The sequence below is a fragment of the Desulfogranum japonicum DSM 18378 genome, assembly GCF_000429945.1.
Lineage (GTDB): Bacteria > Desulfobacterota > Desulfobulbia > Desulfobulbales > Desulfobulbaceae > Desulfogranum > Desulfogranum japonicum.
In genome coordinates this window covers 128,766-155,270 of the sequence record NZ_AUCV01000005.1, presented here as the reverse complement: position 1 = coordinate 155,270, position 26,505 = coordinate 128,766, and the positions used below count along the sequence as shown (strand labels likewise).

Sequence of the window (26,505 nt, the reverse complement as noted above, 5' to 3'; positions counted from 1 at the left end):
ACCCTTTTTAGACTACTTCAGTGGGTTGGCGTACAGCATGATGAATGCGATAACCAGACCGTAAATGGCGATGGACTCACAAAGAGCCATACCAAGAATCATGGTGGTTGTGATTGGTCCTTTAGCTTCTGGGTTACGTGCAACACCATCACAAGCGCCACGCAGACCATTACCCATACCAATACCAGCACCAAGACCAGCAAGTCCGATACTCAAAGCTGCACCTACACAAACTAAAGCGGTTCCGATTTCCATTGTACAAATCCTCCGTAATAATTAAGTATATATTGGCCTTCTTCTCTGTTGAACAGAAACTGTAATAACGTTATCAGTGTGCCTCTTCCATGGCACCGGCGCAGTAAAGAACTGCAAGTAATACAAAAACAACCGCCTGGATAATACTTACCAGAACACCAAGGCAGAGGATAGGCAGAGGCGCGAAGTAAGCGCCTGCCAGCATGAAGAGGACTGCCAGCAGCACCTCTTTTGCAAAGATATTTCCGAAAAGACGCATGGACAGTGAAATCAGACGTGCCAAGTTACTGATGATTTCAAGCACGAACATAAACGGTGCCATGGCTTTACTGGGTCCCATAAAATGTTTGTAGTAATGCAACCCATGATGCTTAAAGCCCAGAAAATGATGAGTAAACCACACAATGATAGTCATCCCGAGGGTAATATTCAGGTTGGAGGTGGGAGACATAAAACCTGGAATCAGTCCAATCATATTGGCCAACACGATATAGAAAAAGAAGGTGGCCATCATCGGAAAGAGCATTTTGGCTCCGGACTCACCAAGATTTTCAGTGAAAAAATCCATGAGTCCACCAATCATAACTTCCCAGAAGTTCTGTCCGCTTCCAGGTACCATCTCCAATTTGGACATGGTCAACTTAGGGATAATGATCAGGAAAGCCATAACCAACCAGGTATACGTCATGTATGGCGTGCAAAGCTGTTCAATCAGGTTGCTGCCGGTAACAGTATGCGGCACCGGTAGCCCCAGCTTTTCTAGTATGATTGAAATAAATAATATCGGATGTTCCATAACCTACACGCTCCTCAAACGTAACTTGGAATAGAGTTTTTTCCCCTTGCTTAACACAACAACGACTACGCTCAAGACCACTGTTGCCATCCCCAATGCCAATCCGACGAGATTGACGGGGCATTTTGCAACCAGCGCAATCAATAATAAACCAAAAACAACAAGGCGAGCATGAAACTTGATGAAAAAACGAATTTTTTCAGCCCTTGATACTGAATCAGGGCTGATACCGGCCATACTCACTTTGTTGAGTAACTGCTCAATATCCTTTTTCAACAGCAGAAAGCTTCCATTAACCAGAATGCCACCGATCAGGGTGGAGAGTGCAAATTGCTCTCCCTGCACATACCAGCCAGCCAAAATAAAAACAATGACTATAAGCCAACTGGTTAAAATAACTGCCTGTATAAGGGTCTGGTCTTCTTTCACTACGAACCGTTCTACTTTCCGTCTGAGATTTTCCGGGTTAATTCCCACAGGGTTCTAAACCCTGCAACAATGCCTACCCCTAAAAATATGAAAGTCAGGTAAGGAGTGATTTTTCCGTGAAAAACCTTGTTATCCAGAAACCATCCAATACCAAAACCAACTAGGATTGAAAAGACAAAAGTCATACCAACTTGGCTATATTCTGCAAGTTGTCTGAACATCTCACGTCTTTCGTCAGACATGTATTCCCTCCAAGACCCAGTGAGGTTTTTTAATTGAGGCTACAGGTATCATGCGAATTGATCAAACGCAATATTTTTTTATCTAATTCATCAATTTTTTGAATGATGATTCAGTCACAGCCAAAGCTTTTTCCAGATGTTCTTCCTGGTGGGAAGCAGCAATGAAGGCAGCTTCGAACTGCGAAGGAGCAAGCCAGACCCCTCCTGTGAGCATATTTCTGTAATGTTGTGCATACAGTTCGGTGTCAGCCTTCATGGCTGATTCATAGTCCCTGATTGGTCCTTGTGCAAAAAAACAGGTCATCATGGAACCAATGCGATTGAGTGTGGTTGGCAACGAAATTCCAGAAGCGATATCAGCCAACCGTTGAGCAAACCAATCACTTTTTTCTTCAAGTTTCTCATAAAAGCCCTCCTGTCTGACCAGTTTAAGCGTTGCCAGGCCTGCTGCCATTGCCAGAGGATTTCCGGATAACGTTCCGGCCTGATACACAGGTCCATCCGGTGCAACCTGGTCCATAATCTCTTTTTTTCCGCCATATGCGCCTACAGGGAGTCCTCCGCCAATGATTTTACCGAGGCAAGTCAAGTCAGGAGTAATTCCGAATCGTTCCTGTGCGCCGCCAAGTCCAAGACGGAACCCGGTGATAACCTCATCAAAAATCAGGACAATGCCAAGTTCTTGAGTCAGGGCACGCAATGTTGTGTGAAATCCTTCATCGGGAACTACCACCCCCATATTACCGGCAACAGGCTCAACGATGACACAGGCGATATCCAGTTCCGGATCCCGAAGGGTCTTTTCAAGAATTACGGTGTCATTGTAGGGTATGGAAAGGGTATTTTTCACAATATCTTCGGGCACACCTGGGCTTCCAGGAATACCAAGAGTAATCAGGCCTGAACCGGCCTTTACAAGGAAAGAATCAGAGTGTCCATGGTAACAACCATCAAATTTAACAACAACGCTTTTGCCGGTATATCCCCTGGCCAGGCGCACAGCACTCATGGTAGCTTCTGTTCCTGAATTCACAAATCTGACCTTATCCATTGAAGGGATACTGTCGCAGACAAGCTCGGCCAACTCAACCTCCAAAGCGCATGGAGCACCAAAACTGGCACCGTTAGCTGCAGTCCTCTGTATAGCTTCCACCACATTTGGATGGGCATGTCCGGCAATCATCGGCCCCCAGGAACATACAAAATCAATGAACCTGTTACCGTCGACATCGACGATCTCGCAGCCGCTGGCCTGCTGGACAAATAACGGGTCACAGCCCACAGACCGACAGGCACGAACCGGTGAATTCACCCCTCCTGGAATAGTTTTCTGGGCTTGCTCAAACAGAGTTTTGGATTGAGTTGTATGCATGACTTTCACCTTTTATGGCTATAAAAAAGAGTTAGCTGAAAATTCCGGCTGTTATTATTCCGCATCAGCCCTGTGCCCTCGTGCCTTCAGGAAAATGTGCATGGCACAGGTGAGCACAGGGATACGAATCTCATAAAACATGACCGCGGATATGTATGGGCAAAAATAGGCGTGATTTCCCTGAAAGGATCCTGATCACAATACCATATGTTGAGTTCACCCAGCCAAATGAACTCAAGCTCAATTTCCCAGTATAACAGCCTGTCTTCAACTCTGTCAAAAGCAAAAACCAACAAAACAGACCATATCCCTTGACATGAAGCCAAAGATGGCAATTTTCTCTTGTCACCGAGACACACGCAAGGTAGAATGACTACTTAATTAGCTAACCCTCTATAACTGTTGGGAAAGGTTCATTTTTTCACCATTAACGTCCCAACGGGGAATAACAAGGAGAACTCAAGATGGCAAGTGATAAGGTATTACATGTCTCAGATAGCGAATTTGATTCAAAAATTCTGGAGAATGATCTTCCCTGCCTGGTAGACTTCTGGGCTCCATGGTGTGGGCCATGTAAAGCTATCGGGCCTGTAATCGATGAGCTTGCAGAAGAATTTGATGGCAAAGTAAGTATTGCCAAGATGAATGTGGACGATAACCCTGCCACACCTGGCAAATTCGGTATTCGTGCCATCCCTACCCTTATCCTGTTCAAAGGCGGCGAAGTTGTAGATCAGATCACAGGTGCGGTTGGTAAAACCCAACTCCAGGATCTCATGAATAAAGCCCTTTAATTGCCAGTTGTAACGTGTTTGAGCGTATCTGGAGAGGCAAGTATTCCCTCGATATGCTGATTGATGCTTTTCATGTATTATTCAGGGTATTTTTTGATACCCTCATGGCAAATTCTTCTCCTCGCCAGGGCTGCCTTTCCACAGTCAATTGAGGAGATCTGCAAACTATTCCCGACCATAGTGACCGTATTAGGGGGCTTTATGGTCGGGGAACCCAACCATCAAACATTTTGAGATCCGAGCCACACTCTACCAGAGAGGGAGTAACAGTCCCTTTTTCGCTCTACTTCCCCGCCTCCTTCCCACGGCTAGTGACATTCCCATATGCGCAAGACTCCTGAAATCAGAAAAAAGCCTTTCAGTGCGAACAGGAGGATACCTGAGGGCGCAAAAAACAACGTATCTATTCTTGCTGGTCTTTCAACTCACGTTCTGTTCCTTCAGCCTCGCAAAATAATGTGTGGAGAACAGGCCCAAAACCACCTTCGTGAATAAGGATTATGAAAAGAGACCCATTTTTTGATGAGCATAGCCAGAGGGTTTATTCCGTTATACACAGTGAGCCCATGTGAAAAACTCCCTGCTATTTTATGCTTGATTCGGCCGTAACACATACTTTCTGTCTTTTTTTAGTTTTTCCCGACCGCAAATACTGGTAAAGAATCAGGGCTAATACTGCAGAAATGCGGCTCACCTGACAAAAAAACACTCACGTGGCAGCTGCTCAACCATAGTGTACTCAAGAGAAGGAGATCCCATGCATCATCCTGACCGAAAAAACATAACACAGGCCATCACCACCTTTACCCTTGCCCTCCTATGCGCTGGGCTTCTCTCCAGCTGTTCTGTTTTTCAGGGCATGTTCGATAAAGTCACCATTGGTGAAGAACAGGAAATAGTCGGAGACACCCCCGAAGCTCTGATCACCCAGGGCATGGACGCATACAGCGTGGGCGACTACAGCACTGCAATACGGGCTTTTGAAAAGATTCTCGATGAACATCCTTTCAGCCAGCAGGCGATGCTCGCAGAACTCAAATCTGCTGATGCACACTACTACAATCATTCCTACCTGGAGGCAAAACTTCTATATCAGCAATTTGAAGAGCGTCACCCTACCAACGAGGCAGTCCCCTATGTGATTTTCCAGATCGGCATGTGCGATTTCCAACGAACGGACCGTATTGACCGAGATGTTACAGGTGCACAGGATGCTATAAAATCGTTTTCTCGTCTGCTCCGCTCGTTCCCAGATTCACCATACACCAAGGAAGCAAGAGCCAGAATTGCCGCTGCCAAAAATTTCCTTGTTAACCATGAATATTTTGTTGCTGTTTTTTATGTGCGTACCAAGGAATACGAACAGGCACAACACCGACTTAAATATATTTTAGCCATGTACCCCAATTCAACCATCGCACCTAAAGCATCTGCTCTTCTCAAAAGGCTTGAAGAAAATAATCCTCCCCGTTGGGGAATTCAAAAATGGCTTCCGAGTCTGACAATGCCACAGTGGATATCGAGTGGTGAGGCTGAGGATACGGACAATCCGGTTTCTGAAAAAAGCAGGGATCTTTAACCTCTTTTGCCTCACCCCTAACCAGGCCGACACACAGTAAAATCACAGAGTGCCGGCCTGCAGTTCCTTCAGTATCCCCGAGGCCAATTTTTTCGTCAACGTGGCTGGATCTCCAGTAGTATCAAAGAAAAGGCAATCTTTTTCCTTATCCGGAAATTCGAAGCTCTTTTTTTGATACAGATAAATTTCCCATCTTCCATCGGAAACAGCACTGACATCGCGGGAACGAAAGTCCAACCGTTTTCTGGTTTCCTGTTCAGAGCAGAAACAAAAGATAAAGAGCAGTCTGGCTCCCATTTCTTCAGCTCTGCCACGCACTGCCTCTCGATAGGTATGCCTGGAATAAGATCCATCAAGTAACACCAGGTGTTCCCCACGAGCAAATGCTTCCTCAGCCAGGTCCAGAAGATGTTCATATGTTGTTGCTGTCAACTCGGGTGAATAAATTCCCTGTTCAACACCGTCAGGTCGTTTCTGGGTAGGACTCAGGCCTGCCAGCTTTTTACGTTCCGTATCTGTATTGATATGGATGCCGCCAGTTTGCATGGCATATTGCTGTGCGAGGGTTGATTTTCCCCCTGCTGTCAACCCCATGAACACCAGCAGGATCCTTTCTCCCTCAAAATGAAGTAATTGCGAAGCCATACTTACTTTTTAGTGTAGCGATGTGCCAAGTCAAAGTATCGGGAAGCACTTTCAAGGGATGACTGGCGAACTTCTTCAGTAACCTGCGGATCAGCAGCAGTAAACAACCCTATCTTCCCACGAACATACGCCCGGTAACACTTATAAAAATCCAGCAGGTCATATACCCCCGGATCTTCGGTATGTGCAACAAATCTGTCTATACAGTAATTGGAGAGATCCTCAAGTCCATGATAGTCGAGATCCATGGCCAGAAACGCGATGTCACAGGTTACATCATTGTAACGGAAACGGTCATTGAACTCTATGCAATCGTAAATGTATACCTTATCAGCAAGGCAGATATTGGCTGAATACAAATCTCCATGGCAGTCACGGATACGGCCAGCCTTGATACGATCTTCAAATAGCTTTTCATCCAGTAATACGGCTTGTGCATACGCCTTGATATCCTGAAATTGCTTGCCATCCAGAGCACCCTGGTCAACAAAGGAGGCAGTCTGGTCAAAATTCTCCAAGACGTTAACCCCTACGCTCTGGGCAGTGCCAAATGAGTCGATCTCTTCATTGCTCTCGGCGCCTCTGTAAAATGGAGCCAGTACTTCGACAATCCTGTCTATATGGGTGCGATCAAGTTCTTTTCGCGCAATCACGTTTCCCATCATCATATTTTCGGGCATACGACGCATCTGTATCCCATACTCGATATCACTGTCGCCCTCGATCAATGAATACGTTGTTGCCTGCTTTTGCACACCAACCAGATTCAGATAGATGTCGGGACATAACCGTTTGTTAAGGAGCAGTTCCCTCTCACAGCAGGCTTTTCGTTTCTCCAGAGTGGAAAAATCCAAAAAACCAAAATCAACAGGCTTCTTAAATTTGTATACAAAATCGCCTGCGACAAGCACATAACTGATATGCGTTTGAATCAGCTGGACATGTTCAACAGGATGCGGGTAAGACTCCGGCCTTGACAATGATGCGATAAACTCCGGCAATGTATTCATGTATCTCCTTTTAATGCGATATATAGCAGTCAGTGACCTGAACACAGATGGTTTGCCTGCAAAAAAATAACATTCTGAATTTGTATAACATACTTTCAACCCCATATGAACAGGACGATGTTACTCCTGCTGGAAAAGCATTCCCGTTGTCCGGGTTTTTCTTCAGAGTAGCGGCGATGTTCACCATCCATTAGGAGAAAAACAGCAAGCAGCCTTTCTGTAAATTTATAGGTGGATATTTCAAAAAATATACTTACGGTACATGCACATTCAACCAAGCTATTTTCATATTTCGGATCTGGTTGAGTGATGAGCATATATAAAGAGAAACAAGTTACAGCACCTCCTCTTTTTCTACAAACAAAGCCGTTACCAGCCAGATGAATCACGATCAACTCAATGACCTGCTCACTCGACTCTGCGCAGGTCAAATCAGCCAGGGGGAAGTCGTTGACCAGCTTCGTCGACTGCCCGTGGAATCATTTACGGAAGCACAGCTGGACCATCACAGGTGCCTGCGCACAGGAATTCCCGAAATTATTTTCGGTCAATCCAAAACGGCTGACCAAATTCAGGCAATCATAGAACGTATGCACGCTAGACGCAGTGTTATACTTGCCACCAGAGTTGATAATGATAAGGCAGAAAAAATCTGCAAAGCGCTCCCTTATCTCCACTATGACCCTATAGCACGCTTGCTCATCGGGAACCAGGAATATGCGCCGACAATTGAAGTCCAGGGAGAGATTGTACTGGTAACCGCCGGTTCCTCGGACCTTCCCATAGCAGAAGAAGCCCGTCTCACTCTGGAACTTTTCGGACATCCGACAAAACAGATTTACGATTCAGGCGTTGCAGGGATTCACCGAATACTTGGCCAAACCAAAACCTTGCAACAGGCAGCCGCAATCATTGTCATTGCTGGTATGGAGGGAGCACTGCCATCGGTGGTTGCCGGCCTTACCGATGCGCCAGTAATCGGTGTTCCGACAAGCGTTGGGTATGGAACTGGAGCCGGAGGATTTTCTGCCCTGCTCGGTATGCTAAACAGCTGCTCGCCAGGACTTGCTGTGGTCAATATTGATAACGGTTTTGGTGCGGCATGCATGGCTGCAGCCATCAACCGTATACGTTCATGAACGGTAAACATCATTGGCAGTTGATGGTATCGCTCCTCCTGCTGCAGAGTTATCTGTATGCAGCTATCTATACCGGCTGCCTTTTTCCGGAAAAATACACTCTGCCCATTGCATGATACTAAGTATCGTCGTATAATCGACGAGTTTATCGCTTATCCAATTACCTATTTAAAATATCTATTAAAGAGTAACCAAGGCTATTTCCAATGAATACTACTTTAAAATTGAAAATAGGCATGCTTGTTATGCTGGTCCTGTTTTCGGTTGTCACACTTGTTCCTTCCTTTGACAAGGAAGCTCCCAGCTGGTGGAAAACCTACCTTGCCCCCCAAGGGTTAAAGCTCGGTCTTGATCTTCAGGGCGGCCTTCATCTGGTGCTGCAGGTAGATCTGGAAAAAGCGGTTGAAAATTCATTGAATCTGGCAGCACAGGATCTTAAAGAAGGACTCGCAGAGAAAAAAATCACCGCTGTCCAGCTGAAATCAGACCACAAGGACAGGGTTATATTTACCCTACCCAGTACCAGTGCTGTGGAGACTGTGAAACAGGTACTGGACTCGGATTTCCCTAACCTGTCCTCTGAAATTCAGGCAGAGCCCGGCACCTTTCCAAGGGTTACCCTGAAACTCACAGATGAGCAGATCAGTCATATTAAAAAGAATGCCGTCAGCCAATCTCTGGAAATCATACGAAATCGAGTAGATCAGTTTGGTGTTGGCGAACCTGTTATTGTACGCCAGGGCGAAAACGAGATAGTAGTCCAGCTCCCGGGAGAAAAGGATCCTGAACGGGCGGAAAAGCTCATCGGTCAGACCGCCCAGCTGTCGTTTAAACTCGTTGCGGACAGCCAGGGGCTCAACCTTGGCCAGATAGTGAACGACGCTATTCAGGCCAAACAGTGGAATACAAAAGAAAGCCTCAGTAAACTTAATCATGCCCTTCAGAGCCGTCTGCCCAAAGGAACAGCCATATACTTTGAACGGGAAATTGATCCCCAGACCCAGCAGGTGACAAACATCCCCATGCTGCTTGAAGAGCAGATCCTGATGACGGGAGAAATGGTCAAGGACGCGCAGGTCAGAGTCGGCGGTACATTCAACCAGCCTTACGTGAGCCTGGACCTGACAGGAAGGGGCGGCAAAAAATTCGCTGATGTTACAGAAAAGAATGTAGGACGCAGACTGGCCATTGTGCTGGATGATGTCGTCCGTTCAGCACCGAGAATCAATGAGGCCATTTATGGCGGTAGCGCACAGATCACCGGTCGATTCACCCATGAAGAAGCCACAGACCTCTCCATCGTCCTGCGTGCCGGCGCTCTTCCGACCGATGTCAAAACATTACAGAAACTGACCGTCGGCGCCAGTCTTGGTGCAGACTCAATCAAAAAAGGTTTGCTTTCCGGACTCTATGGAGCGCTGATGGTTCTTGGCTTCATGGTGATCTACTACCGCCTGTCCGGTGTTGTTGCCAACATTTCTTTAGCGCTGAATATCCTTTTTCTTTTTGTTGGCCTGGCCATGCTCAGTGCCACCCTTACCCTGCCTGGTATAGCAGGTATCATTCTCTCCATTGGTATGGCTGTGGATGCCAATGTTCTGATCTTTGAACGTATGCGCGAAGAATTCAGTCTTGGCAAATCCGTCAAATCAGGCATTGACGCCGGTTTCAGCAAAGCTTTCTGGAGTATTGTCGACTCACAGGTAACGACGCTTATCACAGCCATGGCTCTGTTCCTGTTTGGTACCGGTCCTATCAAAGGCTTTGCGGTTACCCTTTCCCTGGGTATTATTTTTAACCTTTTCGCAGTTCTTTTCTGCAGCCGTCTGATCTTCGACAGTCTCTTTGCCACTGCCAGAATGAAAAAACTGAACTTTATGCATCTGGTGAAAAATGCGTCCTTCGACTTTATGAAAGCCCGTAAAATAGCGTTCACCTTTTCAACGGTCCTGGTCCTTCTTGGCACGATAGCTTTTGTACAGATTCTCAGAGGTCATGCTAATCTCGGTGTCGACTTTACCGGAGGTTCTTTACTGCAATACAAATCCGAGCTGCCTTTTGCCCTTGCCGATATCCGTAACTCTCTTAAAGAAAACGGCTATCCCAACATCGACCTTCAGGAGGTTACAGGGGAACACCGTCTGATTGTAAAAATGAAAAAACAGGAAGAGCATGTGGGACACCTCGGTGATGCACTGACAAATATCCTGGTGAAAGATTTCCCCGATAATGCATTCACACTTGAGAGCCAATCAGAAATAGGTTCTTCCATTTCCGAAGTCCTCCGTAATAAAGCTGTTCAAGCCATTGCGATCTCGCTTTTCGGAGTACTTTGCTACCTGGCCCTGCGGTTTGATTTTTCCTTTGGCCTCGCTGCAGCCGCAGCCACTTTACATGATGTTCTCGCGGTACTTGGAATATGCTGGCTGACGAATATGGAAATTACCCTGTTGATCGTTACCGCACTTCTGACTCTGGCAGGATACTCTCTTAACGACTCTGTGGTCGTCTTCGACCGTATCCGTGAAAACATGAGTAAGGAAGAAGAAGAAGGAAATTTACTTGATACCATCAATACCAGTATAAATCAGGTACTTGGCCGTTCTGTGGTCACCTCATTGACCACAGCACTGGTTCTGCTCTCTCTTTTTCTGTTTGGTGGTACGACCATCCACAACTTTTCCGCAGCTTTACTCATCGGTATCATAGTGGGAACCTACTCTTCCATTTTTATCGCCAGCCCGCTGCTTACCCTCAAATCACGATAAGGCAATGGATACTGAAAAATTACCACCTTTTTTTAAACCCATGGAGGCGGAAGAGAAATTTTCCTTCAACTGCCACCCTGATGTTCCCTGCTTCACCGAGTGTTGCAGGGAACTGGATCTTGCGCTGACGCCCTATGATGCACTGCGTCTGAAAAACAACCTGGACATGCACTCAGGAGGCTTTCTGGAAAAGTATGTTATTATCGAGTGGGATCCAAGCCAACTCTTTCCTGTCTGTTACCTGACCATGGTTGACGACGGCAAAGCCAGTTGCGTATTTGTCAGCGGCAAAGGATGCAGTGTTTACCCTGATAGACCGTCAAGCTGCCGGGCATACCCTGTCGGCCGGGGGGTAATCAAGCGGGAAGACGGCTCCCATGAAGAAAGCTATGTCCTCCTGAAGGAGCCGCACTGTCAAGGTTTTGCTGAACAGCAGCAATACACACCAGCGTCTTACTCCACAGATCAGGGTTTGGATATATACAACCGCTTCAACGACGCCCTCCTGGGTCTGGTTCAACACCCCAGGATAAAAAACGGATTCCGCCCTACCAGAGAACAACTCGACCAGTACATACTGGCTCTATACAATCTTGACTCCTTTCGCCAGGAAATGGCTGATGGACGTATTAGTTTGCGCCGACCATTTAACGCCCTTGAACTACAAGCCCTTGCAGGAGATGATGAACAATTGCTCCTGCTTGGAATTCGCTGGCTGAAGCAGGAATTTTTCGACGAACTCGATTGAGCTATGGATGCTTTAAACGACTGCAGCGATCCTGAATCGCTGCAGTCACGTCTTTCACAGGTTCGGGCTATCAGTCAAAGCTATTGTATCGCAGAAGGAGGCTCGCACGGACCTGACCACACAGAACGCGTGTTCACAGTTGCGCTGGCCATGGGCAAACAACTTGGAGCAGACCTGCTTGTCCTTGGAACAGCAGCTTTACTCCATGACGTAGGCAGAAAAGAAGAAAGCCTGAGCAAAGGCAGAATCTGTCATGCGCAAAAAGGAGCAGAGATAGCTCGTGAACTTTTACCTGCTTTGAATTTTCACAAAACAGAAATCGAGAAGGTTTGCCACTGTATTCGCAGCCATAGGTATCGGAAAGGTGATCCCCCGTCAACATTGGAAGCCCAAATTCTGTTTGATGCGGATAAACTGGATTCAATAGGTGCGATTGGAATAGGAAGAGCCTTCCTGTTTGCAGGCCAGATGGGTGCGAAATTACATAACCCGGAAATGTCACCCGAAGAGAGTGAAGCCTACTCTACGGAAGATACAGCCTACCGCGAATTCCAAGTAAAAATGTCTCGAGTGAAAGAACAAATGCTTACGGTGCTTGGTCAAAAACTGGCCACGGAGCGCCATCACTTTATGGAAACCTACTTTGCCCAGCTTCATCGTGAAATCTATGGAATTGAGCATCGTATCAATCAACTTGGATGAAGAGAAAATGCTTAAACTTATTGTTTTTGACTGTGATGGCGTAATGTTCAGTTCACTGGAAGCAAACAGAGTCTATTATAATCATCTGCTGGCTCACTTTAACTGCCCTCCCATGGATACTGCAGAACTGGAATATGTTCACGCACATAATGTGACCGACTCTGTGGATTACATATTTCGTCATCATAACCAGTTAGACAAACAAGCGATCGATCATTACAGATTGCAGCTTGATTATGCACCATTTCTCAAACACATGCAAATGGAGCCTGATTTGCCAGACTTTCTCAAGCAAATAAAGCAGAGCTATCATACCGCCATATCAACCAACCGGACAAACACCATGGATATGGTGCTGGATACCTTTGAACTCCGTCCCTGGTTTGACATGGTTGTCACAGCCTCTGATGTTCCACATCCTAAACCTGCACCGGATGCCTTGCTCACCATTTTTGACACATTAAAAGTGACCGCCGAAGAGACTCTATACATCGGAGATACAACTGTGGATGAGCTACACTGTAAAAGTGCCGGCGTGGATCTGATTGCTTTTAAAAATAAAGATCTGGATGCCAAATACCACGTTAACAATTTTCTGGATATCCTTGAACTTCCTCCACTCAAATAATCAAATAAGTCCTGAATCCGTCAAAATAACGTGCTTCTTTCGCAATCAATGTAAATAAGAAAAACACCTGCCTGGAGAAAAGCGTTTAATCGTCACGGCTTCAGGTAGGTATCGACTTCAACGAGAACACCTATTCATCGCTCATCTTCATCCAGACGCTTCAGCCCTTCCATAAGAATCATCATAAAATCCCCGATCTCCCTGGCCTGCATAAGAGAATCAGGTAGTCCTGGAATAAAACGAAAAGTCCCTTTTTTTTCCGACAAAAGTGCATAAATGGCCTCCTGATTATCCAACTCTTCAAACCGTGCCGCAAGAAGGCCCCCCTCTCGAAAAGTAATTCTGGCAGCCCCTCCGGTAACTTCCATAATCAAGCGTCCTGTCTTCTGATGCATATGAAAAACCTGCAGTAACTCGGCAGGAAGGATGGCATCTACCTGTCCTGTTATAACTGCTCCATCGCCCTCAGATGCTTCGGGTGAAAAATCGGTAGGAAACAAAATTTTATCAGTTATCTTGAACTTAATCAGGCCGGTGCACCCCCCGCAGGTGAATATCTCCTTTTTTTTCTGTTCCAATTCGCTGGTATCAAGCGGTAAAAGAGAGAACAGTAAACCTGTTAGTTCCCTGATTAAAATCAGGCAGACGGGTTTCCCCAGGGGGAGTTTTACGCTTTGATCATTGAGCTGTATGCCCTCTTCAAGGTTATAAAAAGGACAACGACGCTCTTCTGTTATCTGAAAAGTTAGACTAAACGGAGCCATATATTCCTGAGGATCATGGTTATACTTAGTGTCATTGTACACAACATCTAGAATTCACTCAAAGAAAAGTTCGCTTTTCAAACCGTCGTCATTTTTACACAACCACTGGAATGCGCCTTGTTTCACTGATAAAAATACTATACAATATGTGACGATAAGGTTGAATTTTACTATTACACTCATAGCAGTCTTTTTCACATACAGGGCAATATATGGCATCGGGTTCTCAACAACTAGCCGACGATTACGAACAACTCCAAAGCACTCTCGAGCTCTACCCCAAAATCAGTATCATACGTACCGAAGGACAGCCACCGGACAACTATGAGATTGAATACGCATTGCAGGGGTATGTAAAAGCTCATGATAGCAGTATAATCATTGAACACACCCATAGGGTACGTATCAGCCTTCCTTTTGGATATCCACACTTTGCGCCTACTGTTAAGCCGGTTACAAATATATTTCATCCCGATGTCGACCCTGCTGCCATCCGCATTGCGGATAAATGGCAGGAAAATCCTTCCTTGGCTGATCTTATCGTATATATAGGGGAGATGATCAGCGGCAATGAATACAATCTTGAAGATCCTTTTAATCAGGAAGCCGCTGACTGGTATCTTGCGCATCAGGCCAGTCTTCCTCTGGACACCTTAAATATTGCAGATATAGAAGAGTCCTTTCAGGATATTGATTCCCTGGTCGACGACACATTCGCCTCTCTTGGTCTGGAAACAGATGAATTTCTTCAACCGGCGAAAGAACACAGCGAAGCTGACATTGCCTATATCAGGGAGCTTGTTGAATCAAAACAGATTTACACTGCAAATAAACGCCTTGCCGAGCTTTCTCCGTCTGCAGACATGCCTGATCGTGAGTCTCTGCAGCAGTCTATTGGTAAAAATATCCGAAAAGTCGACCAGCTCTACTCACTTGTAGATCAACTGGAAGAAGTGGGTAAATTTGATGAAGCATTGGAGGTCGTAGAAAATATATATGAAATAGCCACTGATGCTCCTGGAGTTGACGAATTACGTGAAAGGGTTGAGCAGGCGTATAGTTTTACGATCACCACGTCTTCCGGTGAAGAGCGTACGCAGGATACCTTGGAGAGCTCTTCCAAAGATACAAAAATATCACCTCCGCCACTGCCTAAAATTCGGATAAAAAAATCCTTACCAAAGCTGAATTTTGCAATTCCATTCAGACTGATTCTGGTAACAGCCCTTCTCCTCGCAATCTGCCTTGGAGGAATCAGCCTTTACTTTAAAGACCAAAATATTGTAAGCCGTACTCAGGCTAACATTCTCAGGAGCCAGCTGCTCATTGATAAAATGCAGTTTGATGATGCCAGAACCACTCTTGAGTCTGCACGGGAAGCGCTTTCAGGCCTATCCATCCTTAGATTTCGTAAATCCAAACTGGAGAATGAAATAGTTACCCTTCTGAAATCTAAGGAAATGCGAGAAGGGCTCATGGGAAATGTTCTCTACCAGGGCGAATATATGCCTGTTTCCGTTGCAAATTCTCTACGCGAATTCACGGTTTTAGTCGAGCAGGCCAAAGCCCTGGTTGAACAAAGCCAACCCCGTAGTGCATTGACTCTTTATCAACAGGCACTGGCGTATGCGCAGAAAAACGATATAAACCACAAAATCCCTGAACTGGAAAGCATCATAAAAGCATTGGAGTTGCAGCTCGCGCTTTCCCACGCTGAACAGGCTGAGATGGGACAGGATTGGAAACAGGCAGCCGAAACCTACCGGCAGGCATTGGAACTCTCCCGAAGCCTTTCTGATCCAGAAACGGCCAATGAAATCACCCATAAATTAACAGCAGCATCTTTTCGGCTTCAACTCGATAAGTCCAAAAAATCCTTCACCCAGTCAGAATGGCAGGAAACAGTTGATACCCTTGAGCAAGCTCAAAAAATGATTAACGAAAATCCAGGCATTGTCTCCACTCGAGAACGACAGGATCTTCATCGCTTACTGGTCAACTCCACACTCTATAAAATCCTGTCTGCTGCCCGTGAAGCTTACCACGAAAAAGATTGGTTTGAAACAATAGCCCAATACCAGAAAGCCCTCGACTTGCTGGCTTCCGAATCAGCAAATTTTGAAGGATTGCTGGACGACTCCATTCGTAAGATTCAAAAGACACTACTCAAAGTTAAAATTGCTCAACTTCAGGAAAAAGTGTTACTGGCTGAGAGTCAAAAGGATCTGAATGCTGTTATCAACTATTCAAAGGACATACTGCGACTTATCGGGTCGAGTCCCCTGCAATATGATGATGACATCAAAAGCATTACAGACACTGTAAATGAGCAAATTGAAGCGCGTAGAAAGGAAATTGAACTCAACAAAAAAATCGACTATCTGAAACAGAACTTTGTTGAGATTTTTCGCGCCAACTATCCTACATTCCAGGGGTCCAAGCTACACTCTCCCAAAGTTACATTTTTACGAAAAAGTGGTGAGAAGCATATTTTTTCCATTTCGTGCATTGAGCGTAGTCAGGGAAGCTCCTCACGCCTGGAACTGAATTACATGTATGATGAAAAAACCAAAACCTGGTCAGTGTATAATGGGTAAAGACTGGCTCATAATGAATAAATGCTTTTCTTTTTCCAATCGGAAGAATTATAGCGGGTTGTCAGAGAAGACCCGTAATTTTTCCAAAAACATTTCCTGTTAAACATATACATTGGCCTGTAATCGGGATAATAAGAAGCCAAAGGGAGAGATTTCATCTGGTTGAAACCCGTTTTCTGGGTGGCTTCAAGCAGATATTCTTTTCCTTCCCGGAAGAGTATTACCCATGCGTGTCCTGTACCTTTATATGTGCCAAGAACTACTCTTGCATCCTGTCCCATGCTTATAAGCCAGTCTGCAAGTGACAAGGCATGATCCTCACAATCACCTCTCGGTAACGTATATGCCTGCTTACTGTTTTGCCAGACATCCTTTCTTCCCTTGTAGGTGATCTTATCCGTCTGATACATTTTGCGCCGGCTGAGTGTTAGCCAGGGTACCCATATATTCTTTGTTTCAAAAGGCACATATCCGACAAGATAACTACTCACTATGTGATGCCGCAGGTCAATGCCTGGAGCTGACGCAGTAAACTCTTTGACGGTATCCATGGAGTAGAACACAGTCCCAGAGCTGTTTGCAGATGCCTGTAACATCCCTTGAACAGCTTCGGTACTTAACCACTGTTTCAGTTGATAAATGTAGATAGCCCTCTGAAGATTTCCGGGGACAGTCTGGGAGGAGCCACCTATTTCCACTTCATTTTCTGCAATAATCTCTTTATCTGAACGAGGAGTTACTGCAACAAGGAAGGCTGTCATAAGAAGCCCTCCAAGTACCACTGATTTACAAAGCCATTTTTTCATCCTTTAAATCCAAATGTGACAATCACAGCTACAAAAATCAAAATGGTTGAAGCAAAAATAGCTACGGCAATATTGCCTTTTTTCATTTCTTCCTCGATTGAAATACCAGGCAACAGTTTTTTATCTACGATTACCAGCGAAAGAATGCTTACAAAAAGAGCCACGATCGTATAAATGAGATTAATACCAAGATTGATAACCGAAACATATATAAAATCCAAATCCATTACACTTCTCCCTAACTGCTATATTATATAAGAGGGTCACTTAAATAAGAAAACGAAACTCCCCTTTTCCCAGCAGGTCATGGAGATGTAAAATACCCTGTAATCTATTGTTAATATCAACAACGGCTAAAATAGTTATTTCTTTGCTTTGCATCAAACTCAATGCGTCAGCAGCGAGAAGATCTGCAGATATTGTTATGGGGGCACGGGTCATAATATCATGTACAGCAACTTCACCGAATTGACTTCCAGCGCTTACAAGCCTCCGGACATCACCATCGGTTAAAATACCTTGTAAGTAGCCTTCATTATTAGTCACGACTACGGCACCAATACTCTTTTTATCGAGTTCAACTACAGCATCAAGCAAGCTGACATTCTCATTGACCGAAGGAACCTCATCCCTGGTAAGCATTACTTCTCTTACCGCGACTTTCAGGCGCTCTCCAAGACTGCCCCCCGGATGATTTTTCCGGAAATCTTCTTCCCTGAACTGTTTTTTCCTTAGCAAGACAACTGCCAGTGCATCACCAAGTGCAAGGGTTGCCGTAGTTGAGGTTGTCGGAGCAAGTCCCAGGGGACAGGCTTCGCCTGGCACAGCGATATTCAAGGTAACAGCTGCGTAACTGCTCAGGGTGGAAGTGGGGTTACTGGTCATGGCAATGATTGGGACACCACGTTCCTTCAAACTGGTCAAGAGGTGATGCAATTCACTGGTTTCGCCAGAATAGGATATAGCCAGAACAACGTCGGTGAGGGCGACCATGCCTAGATCCCCATGCATAGCTTCCACGGGATGAAGAAAAAAACTAGGCGTACCTGTTGAATTGAGAGTGGCAGATATCTTTTGCCCAATAATACCTGATTTGCCTATACCGGTAATAACTACTCGGCTGGGGCATGCATATAATATCTCTATTGCCTGTTCAAATTCTTCACCAAGGGTATCACGTACAGCAAGAATGCCTTCGCTTTCCAGGGTAAGAACTTCTTTTGCTTGTTGCAGGATCACTGTTCCTCCTGTATCTGCACCACAGTTCTGCCAAACGTTTGACCAGCAAGCATTTGATCAATTGTGGAATCTAATTTATCTATCTCTATTTTCGAAGTTATTATTTCGAGATTATCCAATCTCCATTCAGAAGAAAGTTTTTCCCAAATCATTTTTCTCTTTTTCATGGGACAGTTAGCAGAGTAAATGCCAATGAGATGTACACCTCGTAGGATAAAAGGATATACATTTAACGGTAAATCTCCAGAAAAAGCATTACCGCAGGCAGTTACAACACCATCATATCTGCAGGCCTTAATTATATTTGCCAAGATATCACCGCCCACAGTATCAACCGCACCAGCCCAACGTTCTTTCAGCAAAAGCTTATCTTTTCCTTCAAGCCCGGTCTCCCTGGAGTGAATTTGGCATGCACCAAGGGAACGAAGCGTATCTGCGTAGCCTTGTTTTCCAGACAGAGCATGTACTTCATACCCAAGCTGGGATAAAAGTTGCACTGAAAAGGTACCAACACCCCCTGTGGCACCAGAAACAATAACAGGCCCCATATCTGGCGTAACGCCCTGGGTAGTTAAAGCGTAAACACACTGTGCCGCTGTAAACCCTGCAGTACCTATAACCATACTTTCCTGAAGAGAGAGATCTTGAGGCAGAGGTAAAACCCAACTTGCAGGAACACGAATAAATTGGCCATACCCGCCATCAGTATTCATCCCAAGATCATATCCGGTACAAATTACTTTCTGTCCAGGGGAATACTCAGAAACCTCCGATTGAACAACGATCCCGGCTGCGTCTATTCCTGGAGTGTGCGGATAAGAACGGGTAACACCTTTATTCCCTGATGCTGACAAAGCATCTTTATAATTCAAGGAGGAGTAGATTACACGAATAAGAACCTCACCAGCAGGCAAATCGTCCAGGAATCGTTTCTCTATAGATCTGGTAAATGTCTGTTGTGGCGTTTCACGAACTACGAACGCATAAAAAGACGGATTGATCATACCTATCTCCCTATTTTATATAGCAGTTACAATCTATAGCAAACCTGGTATACATAAACATGGTTTGTTATATGATATGAGGTGTCTCTCGGAAAAAAATGATCTCTGGAGAAATATGAAAACGGTAAGTTAACCGGCTACCGACTTGATAGCGATAATCGGTGATGCAGGGTAAATTTATCGAAGTCGATACGCTGAAACACAGTGGACCTCAGGCATTCCGTATTAAACGGCTGGTTATACAATATATCTGTATTATTCAGTAAATCCTCTAGCTGACATGGAGTCTTGGTTTACAAAAAATGCCATACCTGTTTTCATCTTTTTAAAACCTTGTTTTGCATAGAAACTTTCTTTGCCCGGAGCTGCATATAGAATAACATTCAAATTTTGTAGTCTTTTGAGGATTTCTTGAACAAGAAGTTTCCCTAATCCTTTTCCTTGATATTCTTCAAGAACTGCACAATCATAAATTGCAGCTTGATATGCGCCGTCCGATATTGCCCTTCCAAAACCTACCAATTTGTTATGATCGTATAGAAATATTTTACAATAACTTGATTCAAATGCAGTTTGGTGTTTCTCCGGGCTATAATAGGCCATTCCAACTGATTTTAGGGTGTCAGATATCAGCTGCCAGTCAATGTTCTCTATTTCTGTTTTAATTTCTATCTTCATTGGTATGTGAATATTCAGATGGATCACGTGGGAGTTTAGGGGACATGATACTACAACTACCTATAGAGGAGTTGCAGTCGTCCAGAAAAAACCTCTTCCAGGGTTTTATCAGGATATTCGATCAAATATCTGCCGCCATTGACCATTCCCTTACCAAGAGCAGTACGGTAATCTTTACCATTGTAATACTGAACTTGACAGCCATAGAGGTAGTCACGCTTTTGCCATTGTGCAATCAATAATTCCACATCTTCACGTAACAATTCAATTTTATTTGCTATATTCTCGACCAATGCGGCAAGGATTGCCTGCAAATCGAAATTCTTCCCTGTTTGTTCGTGCAGAGTGGTTAATGATGCGCGGATATCTTCAGGGAGGTGGGATATTTTGGTATTGATGTTGATTCCCACGCCAAGCATCACCCATACGGAATCACTCTTTTGTCTTATTGACTCGCACAAAATACCTCCGAGCTTCTTGCCGTCCACATACAAATCATTGGGCCATTTCAATGAGACATCCAACAGACTTACGCTTTCGATCACTTCAGCACAGGCGACACCAACAGCTAAGGTAACACAGGGCAACAACCTGTCAGGAACACGGGAACGATCAAGAATTGTGAAATATAAGCCACCGTTAGGAGAATTAAAACATCTGTTTTGCTGCCCTCTTCCTGAACTTTGCGATTCCGCGACTAAGAGTGCGGCAGTAGTACGTCCTTCACAGACAAGCTGTTTAGCCATAGTATTTGTCGAATCAATATCTGCCCAGTGAAGGATTTCCATCTTTACACCTTTTAGAAAAAACAGAAAAAAAAAGCAGAGCCCATGGGCTCCGCTTTTTACCAGCTGGAAATAACAGCACATGTCAGTGCAATTATTTCTCCTCGTCTTTAATGCGGGAAGGAACAGCATACATTGTTGTTGATCCAGAAGACCAAAACATAAGTTTGCCTTTGGTAACCAACGCATTCGCAATTTTTTTAACTTCGCGAGGTTTCATATCTGGGGCACAAGCATAAAAATCTTTTATATACAGCTGTGGTTTAGGAGATTTTTCTGCTTTTGCAATCATTGCTGCTTCTATTTCTTCTACACTCAGTGCCATAATCAGCTCCTTGAGATGAAATGATGATAAAGGCAGATCGACCCTGAACAGTCAGGGTCGATCATACTACATAGCCTTACTTGGTATAAGCAGCGGTATGGCTTGTGAACTTGAATTGAGCGGTGGTTCGCCATGTATCGTAAGCCAAACGATAGTCATCGATTGATTTATCGGTAAATGGAATTTTGGTTTCCTCGAAGAATTTCTCCCAACCAATACGCTCAGCCCACTCGCCAACGCGCTCATATTTTTTCGCACCCTTGGCATATGCTTCAAGAATGTTGCGGATAACCTCAACAGTCTCAGGCCAGCGTGGGGTAGTATTTGGCAGGAATGGCACAACCAGCTTGGAGAACTTAGGTGCTGATTTAGCGTTTGAAACCTTACCACCAACCAGAATGGCAATACCGTCACCTTCAGGATCTGCCAAAGGCATTGCAGGACACATGGTGTAGCAGTTACCGCAGAACATACAACGTTCGTTGTTAACTTTTACGGTTTTAATCTCTTCACCATTAACCTCTGCTTTCGCAGGTTTGATAGCTCCGAGAGGACAAGCAGCAATCGCCAGCGGAATCTCACAAACACCTGTGATACGCTCATGGTCAATCATAGGTGGTGTACGGTGGATACCGAGAATAGCGATATCAGATGCATGTACCGCGCCACACATGTTCAGACAACATGCCAGAGCAATACGTACCTGTGCAGGCAACTTCATGGAGGTGAAGTACTCAAACAGATCATCCATTACAGCTTTTACAGGACCGGAAGCATCTGTTGCAGGAGTATGACAGTGAACCCAACCCTGAGTATGAACGATATTGGATACAGAAGCACCAGTACCACCAATTGGGAAGGAGTTGCCATAACCTTTGAGAGTTTCTTTCAGAGGTCCAACTTTTTCCTCTGCGTCAACCATGAACTCGATGTTGTTACGGGTAGTCCAACGTACATGGCCGTCGCAATGTTTATCAGCAACATCACAAACGTCGCGTACATAACTAACGGTTACAAGACGAGGGGAACCACAGCGTACGGTAAAAACTTTTGCGCCAGTCTCTGAAACGTGTACGAGTACGCCTGGCTCAAGGATTTCGTGATAAAGCCATTTGCCCTTGTTCTCCTTGATCACAGGGGGCAACATATCACCATAGTATTTCGGTCCTAAGTCGGTGATTCGACCTTCCATAGGATTTTTCGGATCGTAACCCATAATAAGTCTCCTTATAATAAACTTCTACGTTCGTTATTCAGTTCTTCAAAGTTCTCTTACGCGGCGTGACGTTTTCTGAACTCTTTAACATCACGATCCCAACCGCCGGGAACTTCCTCTTCCTTCCAGAAGACATATGGGTTGGAGCGAGGTTCTTTAACATGCTGTGGCAGAGGCTCAACTTCCATTACGCTCAAGAAGGTAGGCAGGCCAACACGCTGCATGGTCTCACCCACGCGCTCACGGTTTTTACCAACTTCCATCCACCAATCCCAAACTTTTTCGATCACATCAATGACTTCTTCAAAGTCACTTTCTTTATTTACTTCGATAAATGGAATAACAAGTGTAGAGAACTGTGCACCGTCAAGGATAGGAGCTTTTGCACCGATCAGAATGGAAGCACCTTTCTCAGCACCAGGACGAAGAGCACGAGGCATTACGTTAATGCAATGCATACAACGGGTACATTCTGCATCATCTATTTTCAGTTCATCGCCTTCCATCCACATGCATTGTGTCGGGCACAGGTCGATAACTTCTTTCTGAATGTCGAATGGCCCCCAGTCGCCGCCTTTATGCGCACCACCGTTGGATGGGTACTCAGCATTATCTGCCATGTACTCTTTAACAGCTGCCTGATCAATGCGAATATTGTCTTTCCATGTTCCGATAACGGAGAAGTCGGAACGTGCAATGGCTGCAACACAGTCATTGGGGCATGCGGAAAATTTAAATTTAAATTTATAAGGGAACGCAGGACGATGAATCTCATCCTGATAATGCTGGGTCAGATGATTACAGATTTCCTGAGAATCGTAACAAGCCCACTCACAGCGGGACTCACCAAGACAACAGGCTGGTGTACGCAGGTTGGATCCGGAACCACCAAGGTCCTGACCGAGGTCATGGGTCAGATCCCAGAACAGGGGCTCAAGATTCTCGGTGCGGGTACCCAGGAAGATCATGTCACCTGTGGAACCATGCATATTTGTTACACCGGAACCATATTTTTCCCACAGATCCATGAGAGCACGAAGGTTCTCTGTGGTGTAGTAGAGGCCTGATGGCTGCGCAATACGTACTGTATGGAAATGCTCTACCCCTGGAAACTGCGCAGGAACGTCAGAGTAACGACCAACGATACCACCACCGTAACCAAAAACACCTACGATACCACCGTGTTTCCAGTGGGTAATCCTGTCTTTGTATGAAAGCTCAAGCTGACCAAGGATGTCCCAGCACTCAGGCTTTGTTTCAGCCTGCCGCTTGAGGTCGGTGACGAAACTCGGCCATGGACCTTTTTCCAGTTCGTCCAATAGAGGCGTTTCATGCTTTGCCATCAGTGTTCCTCCTAGAAGATTATGTGGTTGAAAAATAACCGGTAAATAAAAAATTTCGTAATCAACATAGTCGCGTTGATAAGAACGAGAGCGGACAATACTACATTGAATGCTCATTCAGAAAGCGAAGATAAACGGACGCAACGTCTTTGTCAACAAAAAAGCGTAACCCATTGTTGCACCAACAAAACATCGCCTCTCGTCAACTGGAAATCAGATGATCTTCGCGACTTTTAACAACACTTCTTCGGTGCTACTACCCTCCTTTTTCTGTGCTGTTTTTTTAGAATCCGCAACCATGTGAGCGAGGATTTTTCCAGCTAAAACCTTACCCAGTTGCACACCTTCCTGGTCAAAAGAATTTATATTCCAGCAAAATCCCTGAAATGCAATACGATTCTCGTAAATAGCCAAAAGAGCCCCCAGGGTTCTTGGTGTCAGTTGCTCAGCAAGCAGGATACTGTTGGGACGGTTACCTGCAAACGAACGAACCGGATTATCGCTTTGCCTGCCTGTTGCCAGAGCTATGCTCTGGGCCAGTAAATTGGCCAGTAGCTTCTGTTGAGAGGTGGTTCCTTCAACTTCAACGTCCTGTTCATACTGATTTTTTCGGAAGCCGATAAACTCTGCAGGGACAACTTCAGTTCCCTGGTGGAGCAACTGATAGAAAGCATGCTGACCATTCGTTCCTGGCTCCCCCCACAAAACCGGTCCCGTCTTATACCTTACCGCCGTACCAGAACGGGTGACGGATTTCCCATTACTTTCCATGTCACACTGCTGCAAATGTGCGGGGAAACGCGACAGAGCCTGGCTATAGGGGAGCACCGCACACGTGGCATATCCCAGCAGATTATGATTCCAGATGCCAAGCATGGCCATGAGCAGGGATATATTTCTCCGTATACTGGGGTTCTCTGAGGCAATATCAACTTCATTCGCCCCTTTGAGGATTTCCATAAAACCATCAAATCCCAGCAAAAAACCAAGCGTTACACCACCGACCATTGATGTGGCGGAATATCGGCCTCCTATGTAATCATACATGTAGAAGGATGCAAGATAACGTGACGGATCATCCATGGGACTGCCTTTTCCTGTCACGGCAATCATATGATGTGACGGATTCAGACCTTTATCTTCAAGGGCCCTGCGCACCAGAATTTCGTTCGTGAGAGTTTCCAGGGTTGTGCCGCTCTTGGAAACAACATTGATCAGTGTTCGTGAAAGATCGACCTCCCTCAATACCTCTGCAGCATCATCGGGATCGACATTTGCGATAAAACGAGCACTCCGCCCGTCCAAAGCAAATGGTTTGAGAGCAAGGGCCAATGCCCGGGGTCCCAAATCCGACCCTCCAATCCCCACCTGAATAATGGTGTTGAAAGGTTGCCCCTGACTGTTTACCAATTCGCGGTTCGCCAGTTTATCAAGAAAAAGTTTGAGTTTATCCAACTCCTCCCTTGCAGCTTCTGTGGCCTCAGGGCACAGAGGAGCCTCAGAAAAAAGATCACGGCAGGCCGTATGCAGAACCTGCCGTTGTTCACTCTCAAACCCCTCAATGAAATTAAGGATGGCACCCCTTTTCATAGCTGCAAATTTTTCTATTAATCCTGCTTCATCGACCATCTGCTGGAGCGAATCAAGCACGTTGTCATCTATTCTCTGGGTGGCATAGAGCAGGTCAAACCCCGCTGACGAACAAACATATGTTTCAAGTCGTTCTTCAGAGAGGGCGTCATCTGAAGTAAGATCAAAGGGGGTTTGCGCAAGATTGGCCAATGCATTTTTGCTTGGCAACGTATCAAAATCAATAAACTGCATGGGACCTCCCGGTTGTGGAATTCCTCATCAGCGTGTGGCACGCTCTTTCAATACAGCTATCACTTCGGCATAATCACTTTTTCCGTATATTGCTGAGCCTGCGACAAAAATATTAGCGCCAGCTGCCGCGACCTCTCCTATGGTCTCCGGCCCGATGCCGCCGTCAATCTCGATACCGGCTTCTGGATTGCATTGATCAAGCTTTTCTCGCAGGTCTCTAATTTTATCCAATGTGGAACGGATAAAACTCTGTCCTCCAAACCCTGGATTGACACTCATCAGCATTACCAGATCCACTTCTTCCAACACATAATCAAGGGTTGTAAGTGAGGTTGCCGGATTCAGCACTGCACCGGCTTTTTTTCCCAACCCACGGATGGCGGACAGGGTCCGATGCAAATGGGTACAGGCTTCTACATGTACGGTTATCCAATCAGCTCCGGCATGGGCAAATGATTCAATATATTTATCCGGATCAGAAATCATGAGATGTACGTCCAGCGGTAGATCAGTGATCTTACGGACTGCTTTCACAACCAGTGGGCCCATGGTAATATTGGGCACAAAATGGCCGTCCATGACATCCACGTGGATGACATCTGCCCCTGCCTTCTCCACTGCGCGTACTTCCTCCGCCAATCTTGAAAAATCAGCAGAAAGAATAGACGGAGCAATTTGAAGCGACTTCATATTCGTCACCTATGGTTATTTGTATAAATAAATAGTTTTGACAAGGAGTCTGCCGGAGAATTGCTATTTTTTCTCAGATTAAGGCATTTTCAGGAAATCAAGCACAGCCATATAGTTGAATTGTGAA

Annotated in this window: 27 protein-coding genes; 8 read left to right on the top strand and 19 right to left on the bottom strand. The window is 45.4% G+C overall.

The window, feature by feature from the left end:
• Positions 1-12: 12 nt before the first annotated feature.
• From atpE to hemL, 5 genes are all read right to left on the bottom strand, one after another.
• A complete protein-coding gene (gene atpE, locus G493_RS0106320) occupies positions 13-255 on the bottom strand; it encodes an ATP synthase F0 subunit C (protein ID WP_028579699.1) in 243 nt (80 codons plus the stop codon).
• A 73-nt stretch (positions 256-328) separates the two neighbouring features.
• The gene (atpB, locus tag G493_RS0106315; protein WP_028579698.1) at positions 329-1,051 is read right to left on the bottom strand and encodes a F0F1 ATP synthase subunit A; all 723 of its coding nucleotides are present in this window, start codon (positions 1,049-1,051) and stop codon (positions 329-331) included.
• Positions 1,052-1,054: 3 nt separating this feature from the next.
• Positions 1,055-1,480 carry an ATP synthase subunit I gene (locus tag G493_RS0106310; RefSeq protein ID WP_028579697.1) on the bottom strand — a complete coding sequence of 142 codons (426 nt, stop codon included), beginning with the start codon at positions 1,478-1,480 and terminating at the stop codon, positions 1,055-1,057.
• An 11-nt stretch (positions 1,481-1,491) separates the two neighbouring features.
• Entirely contained in the window at positions 1,492-1,722 is a 231-nt protein-coding gene (locus G493_RS0106305; protein WP_028579696.1) for an AtpZ/AtpI family protein, read from the bottom strand.
• A gap of 82 nt (positions 1,723-1,804) precedes the next feature.
• Positions 1,805-3,094, bottom strand: coding sequence for a glutamate-1-semialdehyde 2,1-aminomutase (hemL, locus tag G493_RS0106300; protein ID WP_028579695.1), 1,290 nt, complete (start codon positions 3,092-3,094; stop codon positions 1,805-1,807).
• A gap of 464 nt (positions 3,095-3,558) precedes the next feature.
• Here hemL and trxA point away from each other — a divergent pair, with 464 nt between their 5' ends.
• Both trxA and G493_RS0106280 read left to right on the top strand, forming a co-directional pair.
• Positions 3,559-3,888, top strand: coding sequence for a thioredoxin (gene trxA, locus G493_RS0106290; RefSeq protein WP_028579694.1), 330 nt, complete (start codon positions 3,559-3,561; stop codon positions 3,886-3,888).
• A 757-nt stretch (positions 3,889-4,645) separates the two neighbouring features.
• On the top strand, positions 4,646-5,467 hold the full coding sequence (locus G493_RS0106280; protein WP_028579693.1) for an outer membrane protein assembly factor BamD: 822 nt from the start codon (positions 4,646-4,648) through the stop codon (positions 5,465-5,467).
• 42 nt (positions 5,468-5,509) lie between these two features.
• On the opposite strand, the gene G493_RS0106275 is transcribed toward G493_RS0106280, so the two are convergent.
• Together G493_RS0106275 and G493_RS0106270 are read right to left on the bottom strand one after the other, a co-directional pair.
• The gene (locus tag G493_RS0106275; protein WP_028579692.1) at positions 5,510-6,112 is read right to left on the bottom strand and encodes an AAA family ATPase; all 603 of its coding nucleotides are present in this window, start codon (positions 6,110-6,112) and stop codon (positions 5,510-5,512) included.
• A gap of 2 nt (positions 6,113-6,114) precedes the next feature.
• Positions 6,115-7,122 (bottom strand): hypothetical protein, encoded by a 1,008-nt coding sequence (locus G493_RS0106270; protein ID WP_028579691.1) that lies wholly within the window; start codon positions 7,120-7,122, stop codon positions 6,115-6,117.
• Positions 7,123-7,502: 380 nt separating this feature from the next.
• Between G493_RS0106270 and larB the strand changes: the two genes are divergently transcribed.
• The 5 genes from larB to G493_RS0106235 all read left to right on the top strand — a co-directional run bounded on the left by larB (position 7,503) and on the right by G493_RS0106235 (position 13,107).
• Positions 7,503-8,261: a nickel pincer cofactor biosynthesis protein LarB gene (gene larB, locus G493_RS0106260; protein ID WP_028579689.1), complete on the top strand. Its 759-nt coding sequence runs from the start codon at positions 7,503-7,505 to the stop codon at positions 8,259-8,261.
• Positions 8,262-8,467: 206 nt separating this feature from the next.
• Positions 8,468-11,029, top strand: coding sequence for a protein translocase subunit SecDF (locus G493_RS0106250; RefSeq protein ID WP_028579688.1), 2,562 nt, complete (start codon positions 8,468-8,470; stop codon positions 11,027-11,029).
• 4 nt (positions 11,030-11,033) lie between these two features.
• Entirely contained in the window at positions 11,034-11,777 is a 744-nt protein-coding gene (locus G493_RS0106245) for a YkgJ family cysteine cluster protein (RefSeq protein WP_028579687.1), read from the top strand.
• A 3-nt stretch (positions 11,778-11,780) separates the two neighbouring features.
• Positions 11,781-12,479 (top strand): HD domain-containing protein, encoded by a 699-nt coding sequence (locus G493_RS28080; protein ID WP_051309060.1) that lies wholly within the window; start codon positions 11,781-11,783, stop codon positions 12,477-12,479.
• Complete coding sequence (locus G493_RS0106235; RefSeq protein ID WP_232363719.1) at positions 12,445-13,107, top strand: HAD family hydrolase; 663 nt, start codon at positions 12,445-12,447, stop codon at positions 13,105-13,107. The genes G493_RS28080 and G493_RS0106235 overlap by 35 nt, the downstream gene beginning before the upstream one ends.
• Positions 13,108-13,241: 134 nt before the next feature.
• On the opposite strand, the gene G493_RS0106230 is transcribed toward G493_RS0106235, so the two are convergent.
• Positions 13,242-13,871 (bottom strand): DUF4388 domain-containing protein, encoded by a 630-nt coding sequence (locus G493_RS0106230; protein WP_028579685.1) that lies wholly within the window; start codon positions 13,869-13,871, stop codon positions 13,242-13,244.
• Positions 13,872-14,083: 212 nt separating this feature from the next.
• On the opposite strand from G493_RS0106230, the gene G493_RS0106220 reads away from it, so the two are divergent.
• On the top strand, positions 14,084-16,468 hold the full coding sequence (locus G493_RS0106220) for a ubiquitin-conjugating enzyme E2 (protein ID WP_028579684.1): 2,385 nt from the start codon (positions 14,084-14,086) through the stop codon (positions 16,466-16,468).
• An 8-nt stretch (positions 16,469-16,476) separates the two neighbouring features.
• Here the strand turns inward: G493_RS0106220 and G493_RS28075 are convergent, their stop codons facing one another.
• The 11 genes from G493_RS28075 to rpe form a co-directional block, all read right to left on the bottom strand.
• Positions 16,477-17,274 carry a transglutaminase domain-containing protein gene (locus G493_RS28075; RefSeq protein ID WP_051309059.1) on the bottom strand — a complete coding sequence of 266 codons (798 nt, stop codon included), beginning with the start codon at positions 17,272-17,274 and terminating at the stop codon, positions 16,477-16,479.
• A complete protein-coding gene (locus G493_RS0106210) occupies positions 17,271-17,501 on the bottom strand; it encodes a DUF350 domain-containing protein (RefSeq protein WP_028579683.1) in 231 nt (76 codons plus the stop codon). Before G493_RS0106210 ends, G493_RS28075 begins: the two co-directional genes overlap by 4 nt.
• A 40-nt stretch (positions 17,502-17,541) precedes the next feature.
• Positions 17,542-18,513, bottom strand: coding sequence for a KpsF/GutQ family sugar-phosphate isomerase (locus tag G493_RS0106205; RefSeq protein ID WP_028579682.1), 972 nt, complete (start codon positions 18,511-18,513; stop codon positions 17,542-17,544).
• Entirely contained in the window at positions 18,510-19,517 is a 1,008-nt protein-coding gene (locus tag G493_RS0106200; RefSeq protein ID WP_028579681.1) for a YhdH/YhfP family quinone oxidoreductase, read from the bottom strand. Before G493_RS0106200 ends, G493_RS0106205 begins: the two co-directional genes overlap by 4 nt.
• A 255-nt stretch (positions 19,518-19,772) precedes the next feature.
• On the bottom strand, positions 19,773-20,195 hold the full coding sequence (locus tag G493_RS0106195; protein ID WP_028579680.1) for a GNAT family N-acetyltransferase: 423 nt from the start codon (positions 20,193-20,195) through the stop codon (positions 19,773-19,775).
• Between the two features lie 56 nt (positions 20,196-20,251).
• Positions 20,252-20,983, bottom strand: a complete 732-nt coding sequence (locus tag G493_RS0106190; RefSeq protein ID WP_161629799.1) for a biotin--[acetyl-CoA-carboxylase] ligase — start codon at positions 20,981-20,983, stop codon at positions 20,252-20,254.
• 91 nt (positions 20,984-21,074) lie between these two features.
• Complete coding sequence (locus tag G493_RS0106185; RefSeq protein ID WP_028579678.1) at positions 21,075-21,305, bottom strand: dissimilatory sulfite reductase D family protein; 231 nt, start codon at positions 21,303-21,305, stop codon at positions 21,075-21,077.
• 76 nt (positions 21,306-21,381) lie between these two features.
• Complete coding sequence (gene dsrB / locus G493_RS0106180) at positions 21,382-22,521, bottom strand: dissimilatory-type sulfite reductase subunit beta (RefSeq protein ID WP_028579677.1); 1,140 nt, start codon at positions 22,519-22,521, stop codon at positions 21,382-21,384.
• A gap of 56 nt (positions 22,522-22,577) precedes the next feature.
• Positions 22,578-23,864 carry a dissimilatory-type sulfite reductase subunit alpha gene (gene dsrA / locus G493_RS0106175; protein ID WP_028579676.1) on the bottom strand — a complete coding sequence of 429 codons (1,287 nt, stop codon included), beginning with the start codon at positions 23,862-23,864 and terminating at the stop codon, positions 22,578-22,580.
• Positions 23,865-24,077: 213 nt separating this feature from the next.
• Entirely contained in the window at positions 24,078-25,688 is a 1,611-nt protein-coding gene (locus tag G493_RS0106170) for a glucose-6-phosphate isomerase (protein ID WP_051309058.1), read from the bottom strand.
• A 27-nt stretch (positions 25,689-25,715) separates the two neighbouring features.
• The gene (rpe, locus tag G493_RS0106165) at positions 25,716-26,378 is read right to left on the bottom strand and encodes a ribulose-phosphate 3-epimerase (protein ID WP_028579674.1); all 663 of its coding nucleotides are present in this window, start codon (positions 26,376-26,378) and stop codon (positions 25,716-25,718) included.
• Between the last annotated feature and the right edge of the window lie 127 nt (positions 26,379-26,505).